Here is an 18,800-nt window from a genome sequence, read left to right as displayed (position 1 = left end):
CGGCTCTCAGCCGTCCAGATGCAGATAGACCCGGCGGTTCTGGCGGCCCTTCTTTTCGAATTTGCCCAGTCTGAGCCGTCCGATCTCGCCGGTGCGCGCCACATGTGTGCCGCCGCAGGGTTGCAGATCAACCTGGTCTCTCCCCTGCCCGATCCGCACCAAGCGCACCCGGCCAGAGCCCATGGGCGGTGCCACCGACATTGTCTTGATCAGTCCCGGATTGGCGCGCAGTGCGTCATCGGTGATCCAGTCTTCTGTCACCGGCAGATCCCGGTCTACCAGTTGATTGAGATAATCCTCAAGCGTGTCACGGTCGGTCGGCGCCTCGGGCATATCGAAATCAAGACGGCTGCGTTCCTCGGCGACGGCCCCGCCCGAGACGGGCAATGGGATCACCACCGACAAGAGGTGCAGCGCCGTGTGCATACGCATCAGGCGGTGCCGTCTTGGCCAGTCGATCGTTTGCCGCAAAGCTGTTCCGACGGCTGGCAAAGGCTGCGGCTCTGCCGCGACAAGGGCGATGGCCGCACCGTCGGCCTTGACCGCCGTGGCAATCGGCAGGCTACGCCCCCGCCACTCAAGCCGCCCACTGTCGCCCGGCTGCCCACCACCGGCGGGATAGAACAGGCAATGGTCCAGCACAATGCCCCCCTCCGGCGTGTGGGCGGTCACGACCGCCTCGGCCTCGGTCTGATAGGCATCCTGCCGAAAGAGCGCTATGGTCATCGCCCATCCCCCCCACCGTCGCCGTCAACATCGCCTTCGGTCAGGCCGGCTGGCGCGCGGCTGGTCTGGCCTTCGGCCTCAACAGGGCGCTCTTGAGGCGTGCTTGTTGGGGTGCGAAACCAGATATCCTGTTGCGGGAATGGGATCTCGATCCCCTCCTCGGCAAAGCGGCGCGCGATTTCGTGGTTCATATCGGATTTCACGCTGGCCACCCAATTCACATCGCGCAGGATGGCGCGGATCTCGAAATCCAGCGAACTTGCCCCGAAACTCTGGAACAGCACCGTCGGCGGCGGCTGCATCAGCACCATCGGATGCGCCTCGGCCACCTCGCGCAGGATCCTTTCCACCCGGCGCGTGTCTGTGCCATAGGCCACGCCCACCGGCACAATCACCCGGCCCACGGTATTGCCTCGGGTATAGTTCGTCACCGTGCCACTGACGAAATCGGCATTGGGCACGATCACATCGGTGCGGTCAAAGGTCTCGATCCGGGTCGAGCGCACCGAGATCGAACGCACATAGCCATGCTGGCCGCCCACTTCGATCCAATCCCCTTCCGAGATCGGTCGCTCGATCAACAGGATGATGCCCGAGACAAAGTTGGACACGATGTTCTGCAGACCGAAACCGATGCCCACAGAGAGCGCACCGGCCACGATGGCCAGCGAACTGAGGTCAATGCCGGCACTGGTGATCGCGATCAGCGAAGCAAGGAATATCCCGATATATCCGACGCCCGACACAATGGCATTGCGCCCGCCCATATCGAGTTTGGTCTTGGGCAGGATCGAGTTCTTGAGGGTCCCCTGAACCAACCGCGTGAGCAAATAACCGATCGTAAAGACCGCCGCGAGCGTGAGAAACCCGGTGGGCGAAATGGTGATGCCGCCAAAGCTGACGCCTTGGGTAAATTGCAACCACGCCTCATGCAGCTGTGCAGGCCGCGCCCCCCAGATAAGAGCAAAGATCGGCACCGACGCCAGCACAAAGACAAAACCGAGCAGCACTGGAAAGAGCGACTCCTCGGCGTTCTGCGAATTGCCGCGCAGCATGATGTAAACTTCGGTCAGGATGCGTTGCAACAACAGCAGGGCCGCGATCATCATCAGCGACAGCAGCGCAGGCAGCATCATCGCCTCGGCAGCAGCCACATACCCGATGGCGGCCAACACGGGCGCAAGGATCGCCAAGGCCCAGAGCACGCGGGCCAGAATACGCACCAGTTTGCTGCGGAACCCAAGCTCGGTTTCCACCTCATCCGCCGTGGCGCGGTTGTGCTGCATCAAGAGCCGTGCCAGTCGCCACAACAGCAGCGACGCCACAACCATGATCGGGAAAATCAGAACGTTTCTCGCCTCTTCGGACCATCCAAATCCATTGGCAAGATCCTGAACATAGGCAAAACCCCCAATCACGAGGCCCAGCATCGCCCCATAAAGCCGCCCGGCATAGCGCTCGGCGGTCTCGAGGTTGAGCAGGGACATTTGCAGGTCGTCACGTGGAAAGACACGCAACGCCAACCAGCGCGCCAAGAGGAAAATGAAAATCGCCGACGGGATGGACCCGATCACCAAAAGCCCCTTAGAGCCGAGCAATCCGGTCAAAGCCGCCGCAGCAACCAAAGCGATGGTGCCCAGATAGGGCAGCAGCCAGTCCCCGAGCGATATGGCAAAGGCAGAAAGACGCCGTCCTGCGGTCGGGGTCGATCCCAGAACGCGCGCGTAAAGACGGGTCGTCCAGATACGTCCCCGGCTGATCAGGAAAATCCCGATCAGACAGAGAACAAACACGCCCGGCAGACTGCCTTGGAACCGTTCCCGGCGAAAGGCGCTCTGCCAGTTGGTGGCGGTTTCTGCACGCAACGTCTCTACAGTGCGATAGAGCGTCTTGACCGCCTCGGGCCAATGCAATGGATTGACGGGCGACGGACCAAGGCGCAACAGAGCCTCGGTCTGGCGGTTGCTGATCACCCGGTCAATCGCGCTCACCAGCCCTTCGGCACGGCTGCGGGCCAGTTCAGCCAGCTTCACCGGAGCCTCGAGCCGCGCAAGGCGGCGCTTCAATTCCTCGCGTTGTGCAGAGATGTCTTCGGGTTCTTCGCCGCTTTCAGGCACCGGCCCAAGCGAGTCAATCTGACTGCGCACCGTGGCTATCGCGGCGGCGTTGCTGCCTTGCATGTCCACGAATTGCTGACGCCAGCCATTGACCTGACTGCGCATGCTTTCGAGATCTTCGGTCGAGGCATCGCCATTTGCGAGCATCTCGTCGGCGCTGGTCGCGAGATCTTCCCAGGCGACGTAATCAGGAGCGTTCGGGCTATGTTGGCCCTGCGCCAGACCGGATGGGACGTGACCAACCGCCGCGCTGAATGCCAGACAGAGGATCAGGCCTAGTTGCCGTAGCACCCGTGTCACCCTGCGAACACTCCGGGAATGGAGCGTGGCGCCTGATCGAGCCAATCCGGTGTCGGCAGGCTGTTGGCGCGCAGAAATTCAGGATTGAAGAGCTTGGATTGATAGCGCGTGCCGTAATCGCAGAGGATCGTCACGATAGTATGGCCGGGCCCCATCTCGCGGGCCATGCGGATGGCCCCGGCGATATTGACACCGGTCGAAGCGCCCATGCACAGCCCCTCGTATTGAAGGAGATCAAAGACGATGGGCAGCGCCTCGGCATCGGGAACCTGACAGGCGAAATCGGGGGTGAACCCCTCAAGATTGGCTGTGATGCGGACCTGCCCGATACCTTCGGCGATGGACGACCCTTCGCTCTCCAACTCGCCCTTGGTGTACCAGGAATAGAGCTTGGCCCCCATCGGATCGGCGATGCCCACCTTGACGCCCTTGGGTTGCAGCGCCATGCCGACCCCCGCCAATGTGCCGCCCGATCCCACCGCGCAGATGAACCCATCGACCTTACCACCCGTCTGATCCCATATCTCGGGTCCGGTGGTCTCGATATGCGCCTGACGATTGGCCACGTTGTCGAACTGGTTGGCCCAAATCACCCCGTTGGGTTCGGTTCTGGCAAGCTCGGATGCCAGCCGCTCGGAATAGCGCACAAAGTTGTTGGGGTTGGAATAGGGCGCTGCGGGCACCTGAACCAGATCGGCTCCGGCGAGGCGCAGCATGTCCTTTTTCTCCTGACTCTGCGTCTCGGGGATCACGATCACTGTCTTGAACCCAAGCGAGGCCCCAACCAGCGCCAGACCGATGCCGGTGTTGCCAGCGGTGCCTTCGACAATCGTGCCGCCGGGTTTCAGGTCACCGCGCGCAATGGCGTCACGGATGATGAATAGGGCAGCCCGGTCCTTGACCGATTGACCGGGGTTCAGAAATTCGCATTTGCCGAGGATTTCACAGCCGGTTTCCTCACTGGCGCGACGCAAACGAATAAGGGGAGTATTTCCCACGGCTGCGGCCAGATCCTGTGCGATGCGCATCTCTCATGCTCCTGTGGTCAAACTGTTGTCTTGGTTTAGGCGGTCGGATGCTGGAACTCAAGGCGATGCGCGCAGGCGCGCGCGTTCGCGCTCGAGCCAGATCAAGCTCAGGATCAGCGGACCGTTGTTCGCTTCGCCAGTCCGAAGCAGTGCCATTGCACGTTCAAAATCAATGACATGGGTGCGGATGTCTTCATGTTCCGTGGCCAACCCGCCCTGGCCCGTATCGGTATCGGGCAAGTCGCAAACGCCAAGGAAAATATGGAAGAACTCCGTAGAGTAGCCCGGTGTGCAGTAATGCGCGGAAATCTTCTCGAGATGGCGCAGTGTCAGCCCCGCTTCTTCCAGACATTCGCGCCGTGCCGCCTCTTCCGGTGACTCGCCGCCATCTATCCGGCCTGCGACGGGTTCCAGCATCCACGGGTGCGGATCGCCGCGCCCATAGGGGCCCATGCGAAACTGTTCAACAAGCAGCACCCGGTCGCGGACTGGATCATAGGGCAGCACCAACGCGGCGTCTGTGGCGACAAAAACCTCACGTCCCAAGGTGGCGCTCATGGTCCCGTCAAAGCGCGGATGGCGCAGCGTATAGGCACGAGACAGAAAGAAACCCACGTGGGTGATCTCGCACGCCATATCCTGAACCTGATCGGCATGGGTTGCGCTGCGCAGGCTGGCCGGGGCCGATTGGCGCGCGGCAACCCTGCCACCCGCGCGCGACAGGATCATTGGCAGGCGGGCCGCCAGATCAGCGGCGGGCACGCGGTCTTTGACTGTCATGATTTCACGCGCAGCCGCTTGCAGGATGGCCCCTGATTTTGCCACCCACTCTTGGGGATGCCACGCGCAGCGCCCCGGTCGACCGGGAAACACGAGCGCCTCGCGCTCTGTCCCATCCTGCAGGACCACAAGTCTCTCAGCCGGGCCCAACCCCAGCACCTGTGCGAGATAAGAGAGCCGCGCCACGGCGTCAGCACCCGAGATCAAGAGACCCTCGGCGTTGCCCTGCCCCGCGCTCAGGCCTGAAACCGGCACGGGTTCATCACACAGGGTGATCGCAAGGTCCGGCGCTTGAGCTGGCCGGACATCCGCATCGCCGATCACGGTCTGAAGCAACATCGGGGTAGCCAGCGGACCATAGACAAAGAGCGGTTCCGTCAGGACCACCTGTGCGACACCCATTCCGAAACGATTCCGACCACAATCCCGCCCGTGACCAGCAGACCGATCAGCGGTCCGTTGATCATCAGGCTGCCATATTCCACAATCAGTTCAAACATCGAGATAACGCCCTCGACGACCCCGTCGTACCGAGTGTCGAGGGCGCGTTTGAGCATCTCGTTGAGGCTCTGGAGAAACAGCGCCCAGAACACCAGCGCGCCGACACCCGTCAACCCGGCGCTGAACCCCTCGGCATAGCCAAAGCCAAGCCGCTTGCCGGTCACGCGCCAGCCGCAAATCGCGCCAAGGACAACGTTGACCACATTGAACCAACCGAAATTGGTATCTTCGGGCATGAGCGGGCGAAAGAGCTCTGATCCGTACCACCCCAAAGCGCCCAGTCCGATCGCTGCGACCAGCCTCCCGGCAGTTGGCATGTGATCTGTGAGGGGCATCTATCCGGGCCTTGCGATGGTGATCTGTGTCACATCGCAACTACCCCCTTTAAAGGCCCCCGCGCAAGAGGTCAGGTAGAAATTCCACATCCGGCGAAAGCGCTCGTCAAAGCCCATTTCGGCAATTGCGTCCCATTTGTCGTTGAAAGTCTGGTGCCACCGGCGCAGGGTCTGGCTGTAACTCTCACCAAACTCGATGGAGCGCGCGACGTTGAGACCTGCCCGCTCGATTTCGGCGCGCAGCGCGGTGGGGCTGGGCAGCATGCCACCCGGAAAGATGTACTTCTGGATGAAATCCACATCGCTGCGGTAGCTTTCCCACCGCTTGTCCTCGACCGTGATGATCTGCAATGTGGCCAGAGCTCCGGGATTAAGGCGCTCGCGCAAGCTGTTGAAAAACACCGGCCAATAGCGTTCTCCCACCGCCTCGAACATCTCGATACTGGCAATGCCATCGTAGGTACCGCGCTCGTCGCGATAGTCCTGCAACTTGAGCGTGACCCGATCCGACAATCCCGCGCGCGCCATCCGGTCGCGCGCATATTTCAACTGCTCCGCGCTGATCGTGAGGCCGGTCACGCGCAGCCCGCGTTCCTTGGCGGCATATTCGGCAAAGCCACCCCAGCCACAGCCGATTTCCAGCACGTGATCGCCGGGTTTCACCCCCATCTGATCGACCATGCTGGCATATTTGGCGATCTGCGCCTGTTCGAGACTGTTTTGGCCGGGCTGAAAGATCGCGCTGGAATAGGTCATCGTTTCATCCAGCCAGAGGCTGTAGAACTCATTACCCAGATCGTAGTGATAGCTGATGTTGCGGCGCGCTTGCGTCTTGGAATTACGCTTGAACCAGAACCGGATGCGCTCGTAAATCTGCGCCAGTCGCTGACCGGGATAGCCGTTGTAAATCCCGTCATTGTCATCGTTGAGCAGATCCATAAAGGACTGAAGATCCGGCGTGGACCAATCGCCATCAAGATAGGCCTCGCAAAAGCCCAGATACCCCTCGCGCACCAGCCGTGCAAAAACCTCGGTGTCGTGGATCTCCAGAACGGCCACCGGTCCGGGCCGATTGCCTTCGGCGCGGAACACGCGACCATCGGGCAAGCGGATATCAAGCCGCCCGGCGTCGATCTGACGGGCCACACCGAAGCAACGGGAAAAATAGCGCGGCAGGCCGGTCTGGCCGTTGTTATCGGTCAGGATCATGCGGTCTGTCCTCTTGTTATCGGTCAGTGCAGCAGCCGTTGGCCCAGCGGTCAAGTCAGTCATGGCTCAGAACTCCCGTGCTTCATAAGCCGCAAGTGCGCGGTTTCGGCCTCCGGCAAGATCGACCAACCGGTTGGGATAGGAGGATGTCGACGACAGACTCCAACGGCGGGGAATGGCCTTGAAATAGTCAAGCGCCGTCGCCTGTGGTTGCCCCTGTCCCTCGGCGATCCATCGACGGGTATAGGCACCGTCACGGTCGAATTTTTCCAGCTGCGTTTCGGGGTTGAAGACCCGGAAATAAGGGGCGGCATCCGGGCCGCACCCCGCCGCCCATTGCCACCCCATCGCGTTCGAGGCCGGGTCCCAATCCGTGAGGCAGTCGGCGAACCAGTCCAGACCGACCTTCCAATGGGTCATCAGGTGCTTGGTCAGATAGGACGCCACGATCATCCGCGCGCGGTTGTGCATCTTGCCTGTGACATACATCTCGCGCATGGCGGCATCGACAAAAGGCTCTCCGGTGCGGCCCTGTTTCCACGCAATGACGTCGGGATGATCGGCATCGGTGGACCACGGAAAGGCATCCCAATCCGTCCGCCAATTGTCCGTCAGGATATGTGGCGTGTGATACATGAGATGATAGGCAAACTCGCGCCAGACCAACTCTTTCAGCCAATGTTCCGCGCCTTGTGCCCCGGCATGCAAAGCCCTCTGCCCGGCATGCCAACATTGCCGGGGCGACACTTCCCCGTAGGTCAGGTTCTCCGAGAGGCTGGATGTAGCCTCCACCGCCGGAAAATTGCGCGCGTCCTTGTAGTCCGAGATGGCTCCGTCGGTGAAGGCGTGAAGGCGATCCATGGCCGCCGCTTCGCCCACGCGCTGATAGGGCAGGCAAACCTCTGCGCCGCGCACCATCGCCGCCCCCATATGCCAGTCATCCAGACCATCACTGACGGGCCACATATCCGGGGCCAGGATCGTTGACGGTGCCCGAAGAGGCACTGCCACCTCGCGATCCTTCACCGCGCGCCACATCGGACTGTAGACGCGGTAGAACCCGCCGGTCTTGGTCTCGACGGTCCAAGGCTCGAACATCACATGACCCGCATGGCTCTGCGCGGCTGCGCCATCCTCACGCAGCGCGGATTTAACCGCCTTGTCGCGTTCAATTGCCTGCGGATCATAGAGCCGGGACCAATGCACGGCCCCGGCCCCGGTCTCAGCCACCAGTGCGCGCAAGACCTCAAGGGCGGAACCGCGACGCAGGATCAGACGGCTGCCCCTGTCCTCCAGATCGCGCGCCAAAGATGCCAGCGACAGGCCCAGCCGCCATTTCGGCGCAGCACCCAGACCCGCCACGCTGTCATCATGGATAAACACCGGTATGATCGGCCCACCGCCCTCGATCGCGGCACAGAGCGCCGGGTGGTCCGCCAGACGCAAATCGCGTCTGAACCATACGAGTATTGGTGGTTTCACCGTCATCCCCTGCCCCGGTCTTTGGTGGGTATACGGTGCGTATCAGCAGACGGATCAAAGAATATCATCAAGCGCGGTCAAGAGTTTGTCCACCTCGGCACGGGTCGTGTAATGCACGAAACTCAGCCGCAAAACGCCACGCTCGGGGTCTACCCCCATGGCTGTCAGAGGCCGCACAGCATAGAAATCGCCACCCCCCGCCATGATCCCATGCCCCGCCAATTGCGCCGCCGCCTCGGCCGCCGCCCGGTTGAGGGCGACGGCCACGGTCGGTGCCTTATGCTCGGCCTCGAACGGGCCGATCAGCCGCGCCGAATTGCGCTCCTTGAGAAAATCCAAGAGCGGCTGCAAAAGTGCTGTTTCATGCGCCCGCATGAGATCATGCACCCCTGCCGCCCGTGTCACGGCACCGCCCGTGATCCCGTGATGCGCTGCCAGATCGTCGATATAATCCGCCATGCCCGCACTTGCGGCAACCTGCGCATGATCCGGGCCCGCCGGCGTGAAGCGTTTGTAGAGCGTGCCTGCGTTGAAATAATGCGCCTGATTGGGCAAGAGATTGCCCAATTCCCGCCGGATCACCATGATGCCCTGATGCGGCCCATAGGTCTTGTAGGCCGAGAAAAGGTAGATATCCGGCCCCATCCCGCCCACATCGGGCAGACCATGCGGCGCGTAGCTGACCCCATCGACACAGACAAAGGCCCCGGCGGCATGCGCCAGCGCCGTAATCTCGACCACCGGGTTGATCGCCCCCACCACGTTGGAGCAATGCGGAAAACACACCAGCCGCACCCGGTCATCGAGCAGGTTCTCGAGGTCTGCGGGATCAAGCAATCCGCTCTCGGGGTTGATCTTCCACTCGCGGACTTCGAACCCCGCATCGGCCAACCGCCGCCACGGCCCGGAATTGGCCTCGTGATCCTGATTGGTGACGATGATCGCATCGCCGGGCTCCATCCACTGCCGGAACGCTTGCGCCAGAACATAGGTGTTCTGCGTGGTCGAGGGGCCGAAACTCAGCTCATCCGCCGCCACGCCCATCATTGCCGCCAGCCGCGCCCGCGCCTCGTCCATCTCGGCGCCCGCCAGTTGGCTGGCCGCATAGGGCGCATAGGGCTGCACCTTGCGTTGCCGGTAATACCGCTCCAACCGCGCGATCACAGGCGCGCAAGTATAAGAGCCGCCCGCATTCTCGAAAAACGCCTGTCCCACAAGGCTCGGTTCGGCAAAAGCCGGAAATTGCGCGCGCACGAAATCGGTGTCGAGTGTCATACTTGTCCCCAGTGTCCCTTTTTGTCGCCACAAAACAACAAAGCCCCCCGGCACGCAAGCGTCGGGGGCTTCAAGATTACACTCTTTAGAGTGTTACAGGCTTTTCATTTCGCTCTGCAAGCCACGAAAGATCGCCCAGCACATCACCAAGAGCACCAAAGTAAAGGGTAGCCCCGTCGAAATCACCGCCGATTGCAGCGCCGCAAGGCCTCCGCCGATCAAGAGCACGATGGCAACCGCCCCCTCAAAGATGCACCAGAACACCCGCTGCGCGACCGGCGCATCAACCTTGCCACCCGCCGTGATCGTATCAATCACCAGCGAGCCGGAATCCGAGGAGGTGACAAAGAACACCACCACGAGGATGATGCCGATGGTCGAGGTGATCGTCGCCAAGGGCAACACATCGAGCATCTGAAAGAGCTTGAGCTCCAGCGGCGCAGTCATGGCCGCGTCATACCCATCCGCAATTACCTGATTGAGTGCTGTGCCGCCGAACACACTCATCCAGAGCACGCAAACCAGCGACGGAATGAGCAGCACGCAGATCAGGAACTCCCGCACCGTGCGGCCCCGGCTCACCCGGGCGATGAACATGCCCACAAAGGGCGACCAGCTGATCCACCACGCCCAATAAAACGCGGTCCAACCCTGCATGAAATTGGTGTCCTCACGCCCGAACGGATTGGAGAGCGCCAGGAGGTTCTGCAGATAGGCCCAGAGGCTGTCAAAGAAGAACGTCAGCAGGAAAATTGGCCCGCCCACAAAGAACACAAAGATCAGCAGCAGGCCAGCCAGCCCCATATTGATCTCGGACAGCACCTTGACGCCGCCATCAAGACCCCGCACCACCGAAATGAGCGCAATCGACGTGATGCCGGTAATCAGCAGCACCAAGAGCAGGCTGGAATCCGGCACGCCACTGTCCTCGGTATTGCCATAGGTGATACCAAGGAAACTGCGCGTTCCCTCTGCCGCGTCGCCAGAGCCAAACAGGAACGTCAGACCCGAAGCGGCCTGTTCCGCGCCAAAACCGAGCGATGTCGCGAGGCCAAAGAGCGTGGCAAAGACCGCCAGCGTGTCGATGGCATGTCCCCACCAGCCCCAGACCCGCTCGCCCAGAATTGGATAAAACGCCGAGCGGAGCGTGAGCGGCAGGCCCTTGTTATAGCTAAACAGCGCCAGCGCGAGGGCAACAACCGCGTAGATCGCCCAAGGATGCAGACCCCAGTGAAAAATTGTCGCCGCCATGCCCAATCGCGTTGCCGCTTGCGGATCCCCTCCTGCGGCACCGAGAGGCGCCCAATCGCTACGCGCCGCGCCCTCCATCGCCGTGCCGCCCAAGGCACTGGAAAAATGGCTCATCGGCTCTGACACGCCAAAGAACATGAGGCCAATACCCATGCCAGCGGCAAACAACATCGCGAACCAGCCGATATAGCTGTAATCCGGTGTCGCCTCGTCGCCCCCCAGCCGCACCTTGCCGAACGGGCTGACAATCAGAAAGAGACAAAAGATCACAAAGACATTCGCGGCACTCAGGAAGAACCAGTCAAAGCCCTTGGTAACGGCCGAAAAGAGCCAGTCAAACACGCTCGCCGCCTGATCCGGCAGAACCAGAGCATAGAAAACGAAGATCACGATCGACATCCCGGAAATGAAAAAGACCGGGTTGTGAATATCAAGGCCGAAAGGCCCGACATTGTCCTGCCCGATCGTATACTCCGTATCGATCACATCCGACTGCCCCTCCGGCGCGGGTATGCCTTGGTTTGTTGTTTCGTCGGCCATCTGGCCTCCTTTTCCTGTTTTTTTGGCTGCCAGCCCTGTCCCGTCGCGGGGGATGGTCACCGCTCCGGCGCGGCGTGTGGCAGCGTTTCGGGTTCGGGCGCACGGCATGCCCCTGCGCGAGCCGGGCCTCAGAGGCCGGTGTCTGTCTCTGGCTTTTAGCAAAAAACCGCCAAGGCTCGCAACCCAATGACGTGAAACATGTAACTTTTCCGCCATTCCAATGTCGCAAAACATCCTGCTCTTGGGGAGTCGCACAGGTCGTCGCACAGGTCTTCGCACATGGCAATTCGGGTACTCCCGTTTGCCATCGTGATGCTGCTGATGGTCATATCGCTGACCAAGGCGCTTTACCGCGACCATCTGCGCGAAAGACACGGCGTTATGGCCGAGCAACCGGCGGAGTGATCATAGAGACGTAAAACCAAAAGACGCCGCGCCCCCGCGCGGCGTCATTCTTTTTGACGTGCCCGGTCCCGATAATAGGCCAAGACATAGAGCCGGATCGCCGTGGCCAAGCCTGCGTCAACCCCGCGCCTTTCATCAATTTCGGCCGCCAAGACATTGAGAGCCATAGATTTTTCCTCGGAAATCTCGCGAAATGCCTGCCAGAATTCATCCTCAAGCGACACGCTGGTGCGATGGCCGCGCAAGGTGAGCGAGCGTTTGACGGGGCGCGCGCTCATCGCGGCCAAGGTTTGGGGGCTCTGCCCCCGTCCCGGACCGGGTCCCGGCCTCCCCCGAGGGATTTCAGGTCAGATGAAACCGCCATCAATCCTTGTCCAGGCGATGGTCATCGAGGGCGGCGCGCGCCTTGTCGGCCTGCGCTTGCTCAATCGTCTTCTGCGCCTTGGTTCGGCCAAAGCGCGCGGCATTCTCCTCCGCGCGGGCCTTGTCAGCGGCCCGCGCCTTTTGCTTGCGCACCCGGTTCAGATTGACCGGGCCCTCGCTCATTTCGGTCCGACCATGTCTTCGGGGCGCACCACGCGGTCAAAGGTTTCGCCATCGACAAAGCCAAGCGCAATCGCCTCTTCCCGCAGGGTCGTGCCGTTCTTATGCGCGGTCTTGGCGACCTTGGTGGCATTGTCATAGCCGATAGTCGGCGCCAGTGCCGTCACCAGCATCAGGCTTTCCTGCATCAGCTTTTCGATGCGCGGGCCATTGGCCTCGATGCCATTGAGCATCCGCTCGGTGAAACTGTCGGCGGCATCGCCCAAAAGCTGCATGGATTGCAAGAGGTTATAGGCCATCATCGGATTGTAGACATTCAATTCGAAATGTCCCTGACTGCCTGCAAATTTAATCGCCGCGTCATTGCCCATGACATGCGCCGCCACCTGCGTCAGCGCCTCGGCCTGCGTCGGGTTGACCTTGCCCGGCATGATCGACGATCCCGGTTCGTTCTCGGGCAGGATCAATTCGCCCAGACCCGAGCGCGGACCAGACCCGAGAAAGCGGATGTCATTGGCGATCTTGTAGCAAGAGCCCGCCACGGTCGCGAGCGCGCCGGACATGAAGACCATCGCGTCATGGGCGGCCAGCGCCTCGAACTTGTTGGGGGCGGTGACGAACGGCAGACCAGTGATCTCGGCCATCTGCGCCGCCACTGTCGTATCCCAGCCTTTGGCGGTATTCAGGCCGGTGCCCACGGCGGTTCCGCCCTGCGCCAGCTCGTAAATGCCGGGAAGGCAGAGGTTCACCCGCGCGATCCCCTGCCGGATCTGATGGGCATAGCCCGAGAATTCCTGACCCAAGGTTAGCGGCGTGGCATCCTGCGTATGGGTGCGGCCGATCTTGATGATATCCTTGAACTCTTCCGACTTGGCCTCGAGCCCTGCCAAGAGTTTTCCCAGCCCCGGCAAAAGCACGTCGCGTGCAGTCATCGCTGCGGCGATGTGCATGGCCGTCGGGAACGTATCGTTGGACGATTGCCCCATATTCACATGGTCATTGGGATGCACCGGGTCCTTGGTGCCGATCACACCGCCCAGAATTTCAATCGCGCGGTTGGCGATGACCTCATTGGCGTTCATGTTGGATTGCGTGCCCGATCCCGTCTGCCAGACCACCAGCGGGAAATTGTCGTCGAACTTGCCCGAAATCACCTCTTGCGCGGCCTGAATAATCGCGTCGGCCAGACGCGCGTCTAGCGTACCACTGGCCTTGTTGGCCTGCGCACAGGCCTGTTTGATCACACCGAGTGCGCGCACAATCGCGATGGGCTGCTTCTCCCAGCCGATCGGGAAATTCTGGATCGAGCGCTGCGTCTGCGCCCCCCAATATTTATCGGTCGGCACCTCAAGAGGGCCAAAGCTGTCGGTTTCGGTGCGGGTGGCGGTCATGGCAAAGCCTTTCGTGACAAGTTTGCCCCGTTCATACCGCAGTTGCACGAAATATCAATGCTGTATACGACGGAATACAACGGGTCGCACCAGCGCATTCCGCCTATGACTTGCGGAAACTGTCGAGGCTCACCACCTCGGCCTTGTTCGGACTCGGGTCATCATCCGGTGGCTCGGTATCGTCGAGGTCGTCGTCTTCCTCATCGACCTCTTGCGTCTCGAACCGCAGCCCGAATTCCACGGAGGGATCGACAAAAGTCTGTATCGCGTCATAGGGCACATAAAGTCGCTCTGGCGCGTCGCCGAAATTCAGGGTTACGGCAAATCCGTCATTGGTCACCTTGAGATCGTCATACCAATGCTGCATCACGACCGTCATCTCGGATGGATAGCGCTGTTTCAACCAGTTGGCGAGTTTGGCCTCGGGATGTTTGGTGTCGAAGGTGATGAAAAAATGGTGTGCGCCCGGCAACCCCTCGGATTGCACCTTGCTCAACACCTCTTGGATGAGGCCGCGCATGGCACGGTGCATAAGATTTCCATAGTCGATTGATCGAGACATGTTGGACCCCGGGGAATTGCTGCACGTCAGCATAGGGGATTCTAAGCAAAACAAAAGACCTGCAATGCGCGGCTCAAGTCAAAACATGCCACGCGCCCGAGAGCGCCGCCATCAGCGCCAGACCCAAGACCATCGGCAGACGAAATACCAGCAAGAGAACGCCTGCGAGGGCCACAAATGTCGCATCGAGCGGCGAGAAGCTGCTGAGCTCTGGACGTGGTCCGAGACGCGTCATCGCCACCTCCGCAAACAGCACATGGAGCGCGAACCAGACCGACAGGTTGAGGATCACACCCACAACCGCCGCAGAAATCCCCGCCAAGGCCCCCTTGAGTCGGGGGCGCGCCAGAATGCGCTCGATATAGGGCGCACCCGTGAAAATCCAAAGAAAACAGGGCGTGAATGTCACCCAGACGGTCAGAACTGCCGCTGTGATTGCCATCCCTGCCCCGCCCTGCGCATATCCGGCCAATAGCCCGACGAACTCGGTCACAAGGATCAGTGGTCCCGGTGTGGTCTCGGCCAGCCCGAGTGCGTCGATCATTTCGGCGGTGGTCAGCCAGCCCTTGGTCGCCACCACCGTATCGGTCATATAGGCCAGCACCGCATAGGCTCCGCCAAAGGTCACGACCGCCAGCTTGCTGAAGAAGAGCGCCAGATCGGTGAGAAACGTGGCTCCCATGCCCCAGGCGAGCAGCACCGGTGCCGCCCAGAGCGCGCCCCAGACCAGCGCCGTGGTCACGGTCCCGGAGAGCGGCACAGCCGCTGGGGTGACGAGGCTCAGATCCGCCGCCATGTCCCGATGGGACCACCACCCCCAGAAAGCAGCAGAAGCAATGATCAGCGGGAAAGGCACCGACAAAAAGAACATCGCAACAAAGCCAAGGCCCGCCAGCACCCAACTGTCCAGCCGCAGAAGTGCCCGACGCGCCAGCTTGAGCAGCGCTTGCAGCACGATAACCACCACCGCCGCCTTGACGCCCAGAAACACCGCCTGCACCAGCGGCAGATCGCCGTAAGTGGCATAGCCAAGGCCAAGCGCCAGGATCACCGCCGCCCCCGGCAGCACAAAGAGAAGCCCGGCAATCAGCCCCCCCAGCACCCCGCGCAGCCGCCAACCGGCGTAGGTGCAAAGCTGCATCGCCTCTGGCCCCGGCAAGAGCATGCAAAACGACAGCGCGCCCAGAAATTGCTGCTCGGTCAGCCAGCCGCGCCGCTCCACCAATTCATCATGCATCATCGAAATCTGCGCCGCAGGCCCGCCAAAGCTCAGGAGGCCAATCCGCAGAAAGCTGCGGCATAACAGGGAAAGGGGCGGCGCGCTCATGTCTCTTTGTCGCGCGGCGCAAGCCTATACGCAAGACATAGTTTAATGACGAAAATTCAGCGTCTTAGGGATCATAGTTGAGGTGAAAGTGCAGGCTTCTGTTGCCAGGTGCCTGCGAACCCCGCCTTACGCGGCTAAGCGCAAGGGCTTAAGTTTCGGTTTGGTTACTGCTTACGCAGCAACGGCCACCGGAGCACGGTTGTCATTTGCAACTGTACGTTTCGGACCGATAACGGTGGTACCTCACCGAGACAAAGCATAACCCCTTTAGACGTTCGTCGATCCTGTTTCGACCCCATGATCCCCAAAATGAAGGATGTTTGGTGGAGTCGCCGGGTACCGCCCCCGGGTCCGATCCGCGTATTACGAGCGCGTTTATGTCCATAGTCCGCTTGCGCGAACACCCTATACATAGGCGCTCTGATCCCGCTTGCAAAGGGGGTGTCGGATCACCGTGGCAAAAGTTTCAGCCAGATGCCATCGCGTCCCCGCACCGTCAGATGCGCCACCGGCACCGGCGGACGCTCTGCCACCACGTCAAATCGATAGGCCCGCACCAGCATCGCCAGCAAGAGCGGCCCCTCGATCATGGCAAATCCCGCCCCGGTGCAGACCCGTTGCCCAGCGGAAAACGGAATGAACGCCTCGCGCAGACAGGTCTTGCCATTCTCGGTGCTATAGCGCGCCGGATCGAACCCGTCAGGATTATCCCAGAGCCGTTCATGTCGATGCAAATGCCAAGGGCTGATCACCACCTGCGCGCCAGGGGCAATGTCGCGATCTCGGAACCGCTCGGGACAGGTCGTCTCGCGCACCATCATCGGCACCGGCGGATAGAGGCGCAGCGTCTCGCGGAAGACATCGCGGGTGATGCGCAGTCCGGACATGTCGGAAAACTCTGGCGGGCCTGCGCCAAAGACCGCGTCTGCCTCCGCCGCAACCCGCTCCTGCCACTCCGGGTAAAGCGCCAGCAGATAGAGCGCCCAAGCCAGCGCCGATGCACTAGTTTCATGCCCCGCGAGAAAGAAAATCGCGACCTGATCGACCATTTCCTCAGTCTCGAACCGGTCACCTGTGACCGGATCAGCGGTGGTCATGATCTTGGTCGCCAGATCGTCGGGCGCTGTTCCCGCTTCGATCTCGGCACGCCTTTTGGTCGTCAACCCAGTGATGAGCGCCCGGATAGAGCGGGCAGTGGCCCGCGTCTGGCGACGGTGAAACCGGGGAAACCATTGCGGCAAAGGGATAAAAGCCGCAAGATTGAGCACCGGCTGCGTGCGTTGATGCGCTTTGAACTGCTCGAACACCTCTGCAGCTGTCGTGTTCTCGATCGGGATAGAAACCAAGGTGCGAAAGATCACATCGGCGGCGGCGTGGCTGGTGTGAAACTCGATCTCTAGCGGCGTGCCATCGGCCAAAGGGGCAAGGCGTGTCACCGCCCCCTGCCCGGCTGTGACCATAGCCGCGAACGTATCGCGCAGCCGCCCACCCTCAAACGCGGGGTCGATGATACGGCGTTGGCGCTTCCATGTCTCGCCATTGGTGACGAACACCGATTGCCCAAGCAGAGGACGCAACCCCTCGGAAACACGGGTGGATTTCGGAAAATCATCAGGGCGTTGCTTAAGCACCAGATCGACCAGCGCGGTGTCATTACAGAGGTAGGATCGAAAGAACGGCGTGCGAAATTCAGCCATCCAGGCCCGGTAAAGACGTGCCGGCTGTGCCGAGAGGATATCGGCGCGAAAGAGCCGCAGATAGCGCCAGAGCGTCACGCGGTTCGGGCGCGCGGGCGGCTTGGGCGGGATCATGGCGCAAGGCTCGTGTAGCGCGAGGTGGCGCGTTCGATCCGGCTTTTCGACGGTGGGCGGTCGCGGAATCGTTCAGCCAAAGTCAAAGGCCCTGCCGTGATGCGGAAATAATCGTAGTCGTTGGGCCGGTCAAAGGCGCAGAGGTATTGAAAATGCAGCCGAAAAAAGCGCCATCGCAAAGCGCGCCACCGCTCGGGGCTCAGCGTCTGCGTGAACGCCGCCGAAATGACCAGCGGCCAACGTTTGTTGGCCGGGGCCACCCCTGAAACGCTGACGGGATCACAGAGGGCAAAGGCGCAGCCATCGCCGGGGGCGGTGACATCGACCCAGGTCAATTCGTCCCGCACGCTCAGATAGGCCAGGTCCGCCCGCAGCCTGTGTGCGCGCGGCAGAAACGACACCATCGGCACGACCTGCCCGAGGCTCAGGAACGACAGCACCGGGCCTGTCTTGGGCACCTGTCCGCCGCGGATCAGATCGGCCAGAATCGACACCCCCAGATGCGCGCCAGAGGAATGGCCAACAATCAGAACCTCGTCGTTATCCCCTTGTAATGCCGTCGCAATTTCAGTGGTAAACGCCGCCATCCGCGCCTCCAACTCGGGCGGATTGGCCCCAAGATACTGCGCTGAATAGGCGTAATCGTGCATCAGGTAATAGGCAAAGAACCGGCCATCCTGCCGCCGGAACCATTCGAGGATGAATGGCACGACAATGAGACCGCCCCATATGGCCCAAGGATGCCAGAGCGCCAGCACGCGGCCCAGTCCCCAGGCTGCCAAGAGCGCCAAGGCCAATTGCGCCAGAAGGAATCCCACCGGATAAAGCGCTGCAATCACTGGACCTTTTCGCAATCGCATGAGGCGAAAGAGTGCGCCGCTGCCGATGTAGATGGCCGCAGTGCGGATCAAGGTCAGATAGGTGGCCAAAATCCCCTGATCCATGCTGCCCTTGACGATGTCGGACCAGACCAACACTTCAAAGCTGCTCTCGACCTCCGCATCTTCGATCCGCGCGACCACATTCCAACCGAACCTAACCTGAGCTTTGGCAGGCAACACACTGATTTCATATCCGGAAATAGAGGATTGCTCCGCACCTTCCTTGCGATAGAGCTCGCGGTAGCGGCGCGGTGGAATGGGGTCATAGCCCGGAATATAGAACACGCGCCGACGGCGCACGGGGGCCTTGCTGCTCATGTCCAACCTCTTGTTGAG

The 18,800-nt window shown here is 61.1% G+C and carries 17 protein-coding genes and 1 other RNA gene; 1 reads left to right on the top strand and 17 read right to left on the bottom strand.

From position 1 onward, the window contains the following. Nucleotides 1-6 precede the first annotated feature (6 nt). The 9 genes from ROS217_RS15630 to ROS217_RS15590 all read right to left on the bottom strand — a co-directional run bounded on the left by ROS217_RS15630 (nucleotide 7) and on the right by ROS217_RS15590 (nucleotide 11,544). Nucleotides 7-726: an alanyl-tRNA editing protein gene (locus tag ROS217_RS15630; protein WP_009818756.1), complete on the bottom strand. Its 720-nt coding sequence runs from the start codon at nucleotides 724-726 to the stop codon at nucleotides 7-9. Then, on the bottom strand, nucleotides 723-3,143 hold the full coding sequence (locus tag ROS217_RS15625; RefSeq protein ID WP_009818755.1) for a DUF3772 domain-containing protein: 2,421 nt from the start codon (nucleotides 3,141-3,143) through the stop codon (nucleotides 723-725). Before ROS217_RS15625 ends, ROS217_RS15630 begins: the two co-directional genes overlap by 4 nt. Then, entirely contained in the window at nucleotides 3,140-4,171 is a 1,032-nt protein-coding gene (locus tag ROS217_RS15620) for a cysteine synthase A (RefSeq protein ID WP_009818754.1), read from the bottom strand. The genes ROS217_RS15625 and ROS217_RS15620 overlap by 4 nt, the downstream gene beginning before the upstream one ends. A 57-nt stretch (nucleotides 4,172-4,228) precedes the next feature. After that, entirely contained in the window at nucleotides 4,229-5,353 is a 1,125-nt protein-coding gene (locus tag ROS217_RS15615; protein WP_009818753.1) for an NUDIX domain-containing protein, read from the bottom strand. Then, nucleotides 5,329-5,787, bottom strand: a complete 459-nt coding sequence (locus ROS217_RS15610) for a TrgA family protein (protein WP_009818752.1) — start codon at nucleotides 5,785-5,787, stop codon at nucleotides 5,329-5,331. The genes ROS217_RS15615 and ROS217_RS15610 overlap by 25 nt, the downstream gene beginning before the upstream one ends. Continuing rightward, nucleotides 5,788-7,059, bottom strand: a complete 1,272-nt coding sequence (locus ROS217_RS15605) for an SAM-dependent methyltransferase (RefSeq protein ID WP_009818751.1) — start codon at nucleotides 7,057-7,059, stop codon at nucleotides 5,788-5,790. Nucleotides 7,060-7,062: 3 nt separating this feature from the next. Next, entirely contained in the window at nucleotides 7,063-8,484 is a 1,422-nt protein-coding gene (locus ROS217_RS15600) for a cryptochrome/photolyase family protein (protein WP_009818750.1), read from the bottom strand. 48 nt (nucleotides 8,485-8,532) lie between these two features. Continuing rightward, complete coding sequence (locus tag ROS217_RS15595) at nucleotides 8,533-9,753, bottom strand: aminotransferase class V-fold PLP-dependent enzyme (protein WP_009818749.1); 1,221 nt, start codon at nucleotides 9,751-9,753, stop codon at nucleotides 8,533-8,535. A gap of 93 nt (nucleotides 9,754-9,846) precedes the next feature. Next, a complete protein-coding gene (locus ROS217_RS15590; protein ID WP_009818748.1) occupies nucleotides 9,847-11,544 on the bottom strand; it encodes a BCCT family transporter in 1,698 nt (565 codons plus the stop codon). Between the two features lie 279 nt (nucleotides 11,545-11,823). Between ROS217_RS15590 and ROS217_RS24905 the strand changes: the two genes are divergently transcribed. After that, complete coding sequence (locus ROS217_RS24905) at nucleotides 11,824-11,949, top strand: hypothetical protein (protein ID WP_009818747.1); 126 nt, start codon at nucleotides 11,824-11,826, stop codon at nucleotides 11,947-11,949. A 44-nt stretch (nucleotides 11,950-11,993) separates the two neighbouring features. Here ROS217_RS24905 and ROS217_RS15585 read toward each other — a convergent pair whose 3' ends face one another. The 8 genes from ROS217_RS15585 to ROS217_RS15555 all read right to left on the bottom strand — a co-directional run bounded on the left by ROS217_RS15585 (nucleotide 11,994) and on the right by ROS217_RS15555 (nucleotide 18,782). After that, nucleotides 11,994-12,227, bottom strand: coding sequence for a ribbon-helix-helix domain-containing protein (locus tag ROS217_RS15585; protein ID WP_009818746.1), 234 nt, complete (start codon nucleotides 12,225-12,227; stop codon nucleotides 11,994-11,996). An 85-nt stretch (nucleotides 12,228-12,312) separates the two neighbouring features. Beyond that, nucleotides 12,313-12,495, bottom strand: coding sequence for a DUF4169 family protein (locus ROS217_RS15580; protein ID WP_009818745.1), 183 nt, complete (start codon nucleotides 12,493-12,495; stop codon nucleotides 12,313-12,315). Continuing rightward, nucleotides 12,492-13,883, bottom strand: a complete 1,392-nt coding sequence (gene fumC, locus ROS217_RS15575; RefSeq protein ID WP_040651568.1) for a class II fumarate hydratase — start codon at nucleotides 13,881-13,883, stop codon at nucleotides 12,492-12,494. Before fumC ends, ROS217_RS15580 begins: the two co-directional genes overlap by 4 nt. Nucleotides 13,884-13,986: 103 nt before the next feature. Beyond that, the gene (locus ROS217_RS15570) at nucleotides 13,987-14,445 is read right to left on the bottom strand and encodes an SspB family protein (RefSeq protein WP_040651566.1); all 459 of its coding nucleotides are present in this window, start codon (nucleotides 14,443-14,445) and stop codon (nucleotides 13,987-13,989) included. A gap of 73 nt (nucleotides 14,446-14,518) precedes the next feature. Continuing rightward, a complete protein-coding gene (gene chrA, locus ROS217_RS15565; RefSeq protein ID WP_009818742.1) occupies nucleotides 14,519-15,772 on the bottom strand; it encodes a chromate efflux transporter in 1,254 nt (417 codons plus the stop codon). Between the two features lie 87 nt (nucleotides 15,773-15,859). Then, nucleotides 15,860-16,213: a transfer-messenger RNA gene (ssrA, locus tag ROS217_RS23605) on the bottom strand. An 8-nt stretch (nucleotides 16,214-16,221) separates the two neighbouring features. Then, a complete protein-coding gene (locus ROS217_RS15560) occupies nucleotides 16,222-17,583 on the bottom strand; it encodes a cytochrome P450 (RefSeq protein WP_009818741.1) in 1,362 nt (453 codons plus the stop codon). Then, the gene (locus ROS217_RS15555; protein WP_009818740.1) at nucleotides 17,580-18,782 is read right to left on the bottom strand and encodes a hypothetical protein; all 1,203 of its coding nucleotides are present in this window, start codon (nucleotides 18,780-18,782) and stop codon (nucleotides 17,580-17,582) included. The genes ROS217_RS15560 and ROS217_RS15555 overlap by 4 nt, the downstream gene beginning before the upstream one ends. Between the last annotated feature and the right edge of the window lie 18 nt (nucleotides 18,783-18,800).

Origin of the sequence: Roseovarius sp. 217, from assembly GCF_000152845.1 — a bacterium.
Taxonomy (GTDB): domain Bacteria; phylum Pseudomonadota; class Alphaproteobacteria; order Rhodobacterales; family Rhodobacteraceae; genus Roseovarius.
The sequence above is the reverse complement of the archived record's forward strand: the minus strand, read 5'-3'. Positions and strand labels throughout refer to the sequence as shown.

Coding starts and splice junctions, on each gene's coding strand:
- ROS217_RS15630 (WP_009818756.1), bottom strand. CDS start 726: ATGACCATAGCGCTCTTTCGGCAGGATGCCTATCAGACCGAGGCCGAG.
- ROS217_RS15620 (WP_009818754.1), bottom strand. CDS start 4,171: ATGCGCATCGCACAGGATCTGGCCGCAGCCGTGGGAAATACTCCCCTT.
- ROS217_RS15615 (WP_009818753.1), bottom strand. CDS start 5,353: ATGGGTGTCGCACAGGTGGTCCTGACGGAACCGCTCTTTGTCTATGGT.
- ROS217_RS15610 (WP_009818752.1), bottom strand. CDS start 5,787: ATGCCCCTCACAGATCACATGCCAACTGCCGGGAGGCTGGTCGCAGCG.
- ROS217_RS15605 (WP_009818751.1), bottom strand. CDS start 7,059: ATGACTGACTTGACCGCTGGGCCAACGGCTGCTGCACTGACCGATAAC.
- ROS217_RS15600 (WP_009818750.1), bottom strand. CDS start 8,484: ATGACGGTGAAACCACCAATACTCGTATGGTTCAGACGCGATTTGCGT.
- ROS217_RS15595 (WP_009818749.1), bottom strand. CDS start 9,753: ATGACACTCGACACCGATTTCGTGCGCGCGCAATTTCCGGCTTTTGCC.
- ROS217_RS15590 (WP_009818748.1), bottom strand. CDS start 11,544: ATGGCCGACGAAACAACAAACCAAGGCATACCCGCGCCGGAGGGGCAG.
- ROS217_RS24905 (WP_009818747.1), top strand. CDS start 11,824: ATGGCAATTCGGGTACTCCCGTTTGCCATCGTGATGCTGCTGATGGTC.
- ROS217_RS15585 (WP_009818746.1), bottom strand. CDS start 12,227: ATGAGCGCGCGCCCCGTCAAACGCTCGCTCACCTTGCGCGGCCATCGC.
- ROS217_RS15580 (WP_009818745.1), bottom strand. CDS start 12,495: ATGAGCGAGGGCCCGGTCAATCTGAACCGGGTGCGCAAGCAAAAGGCG.
- fumC (WP_040651568.1), bottom strand. CDS start 13,883: ATGACCGCCACCCGCACCGAAACCGACAGCTTTGGCCCTCTTGAGGTG.
- ROS217_RS15570 (WP_040651566.1), bottom strand. CDS start 14,445: ATGTCTCGATCAATCGACTATGGAAATCTTATGCACCGTGCCATGCGC.
- chrA (WP_009818742.1), bottom strand. CDS start 15,772: ATGAGCGCGCCGCCCCTTTCCCTGTTATGCCGCAGCTTTCTGCGGATT.
- ROS217_RS15560 (WP_009818741.1), bottom strand. CDS start 17,583: ATGATCCCGCCCAAGCCGCCCGCGCGCCCGAACCGCGTGACGCTCTGG.
- ROS217_RS15555 (WP_009818740.1), bottom strand. CDS start 18,782: ATGAGCAGCAAGGCCCCCGTGCGCCGTCGGCGCGTGTTCTATATTCCG.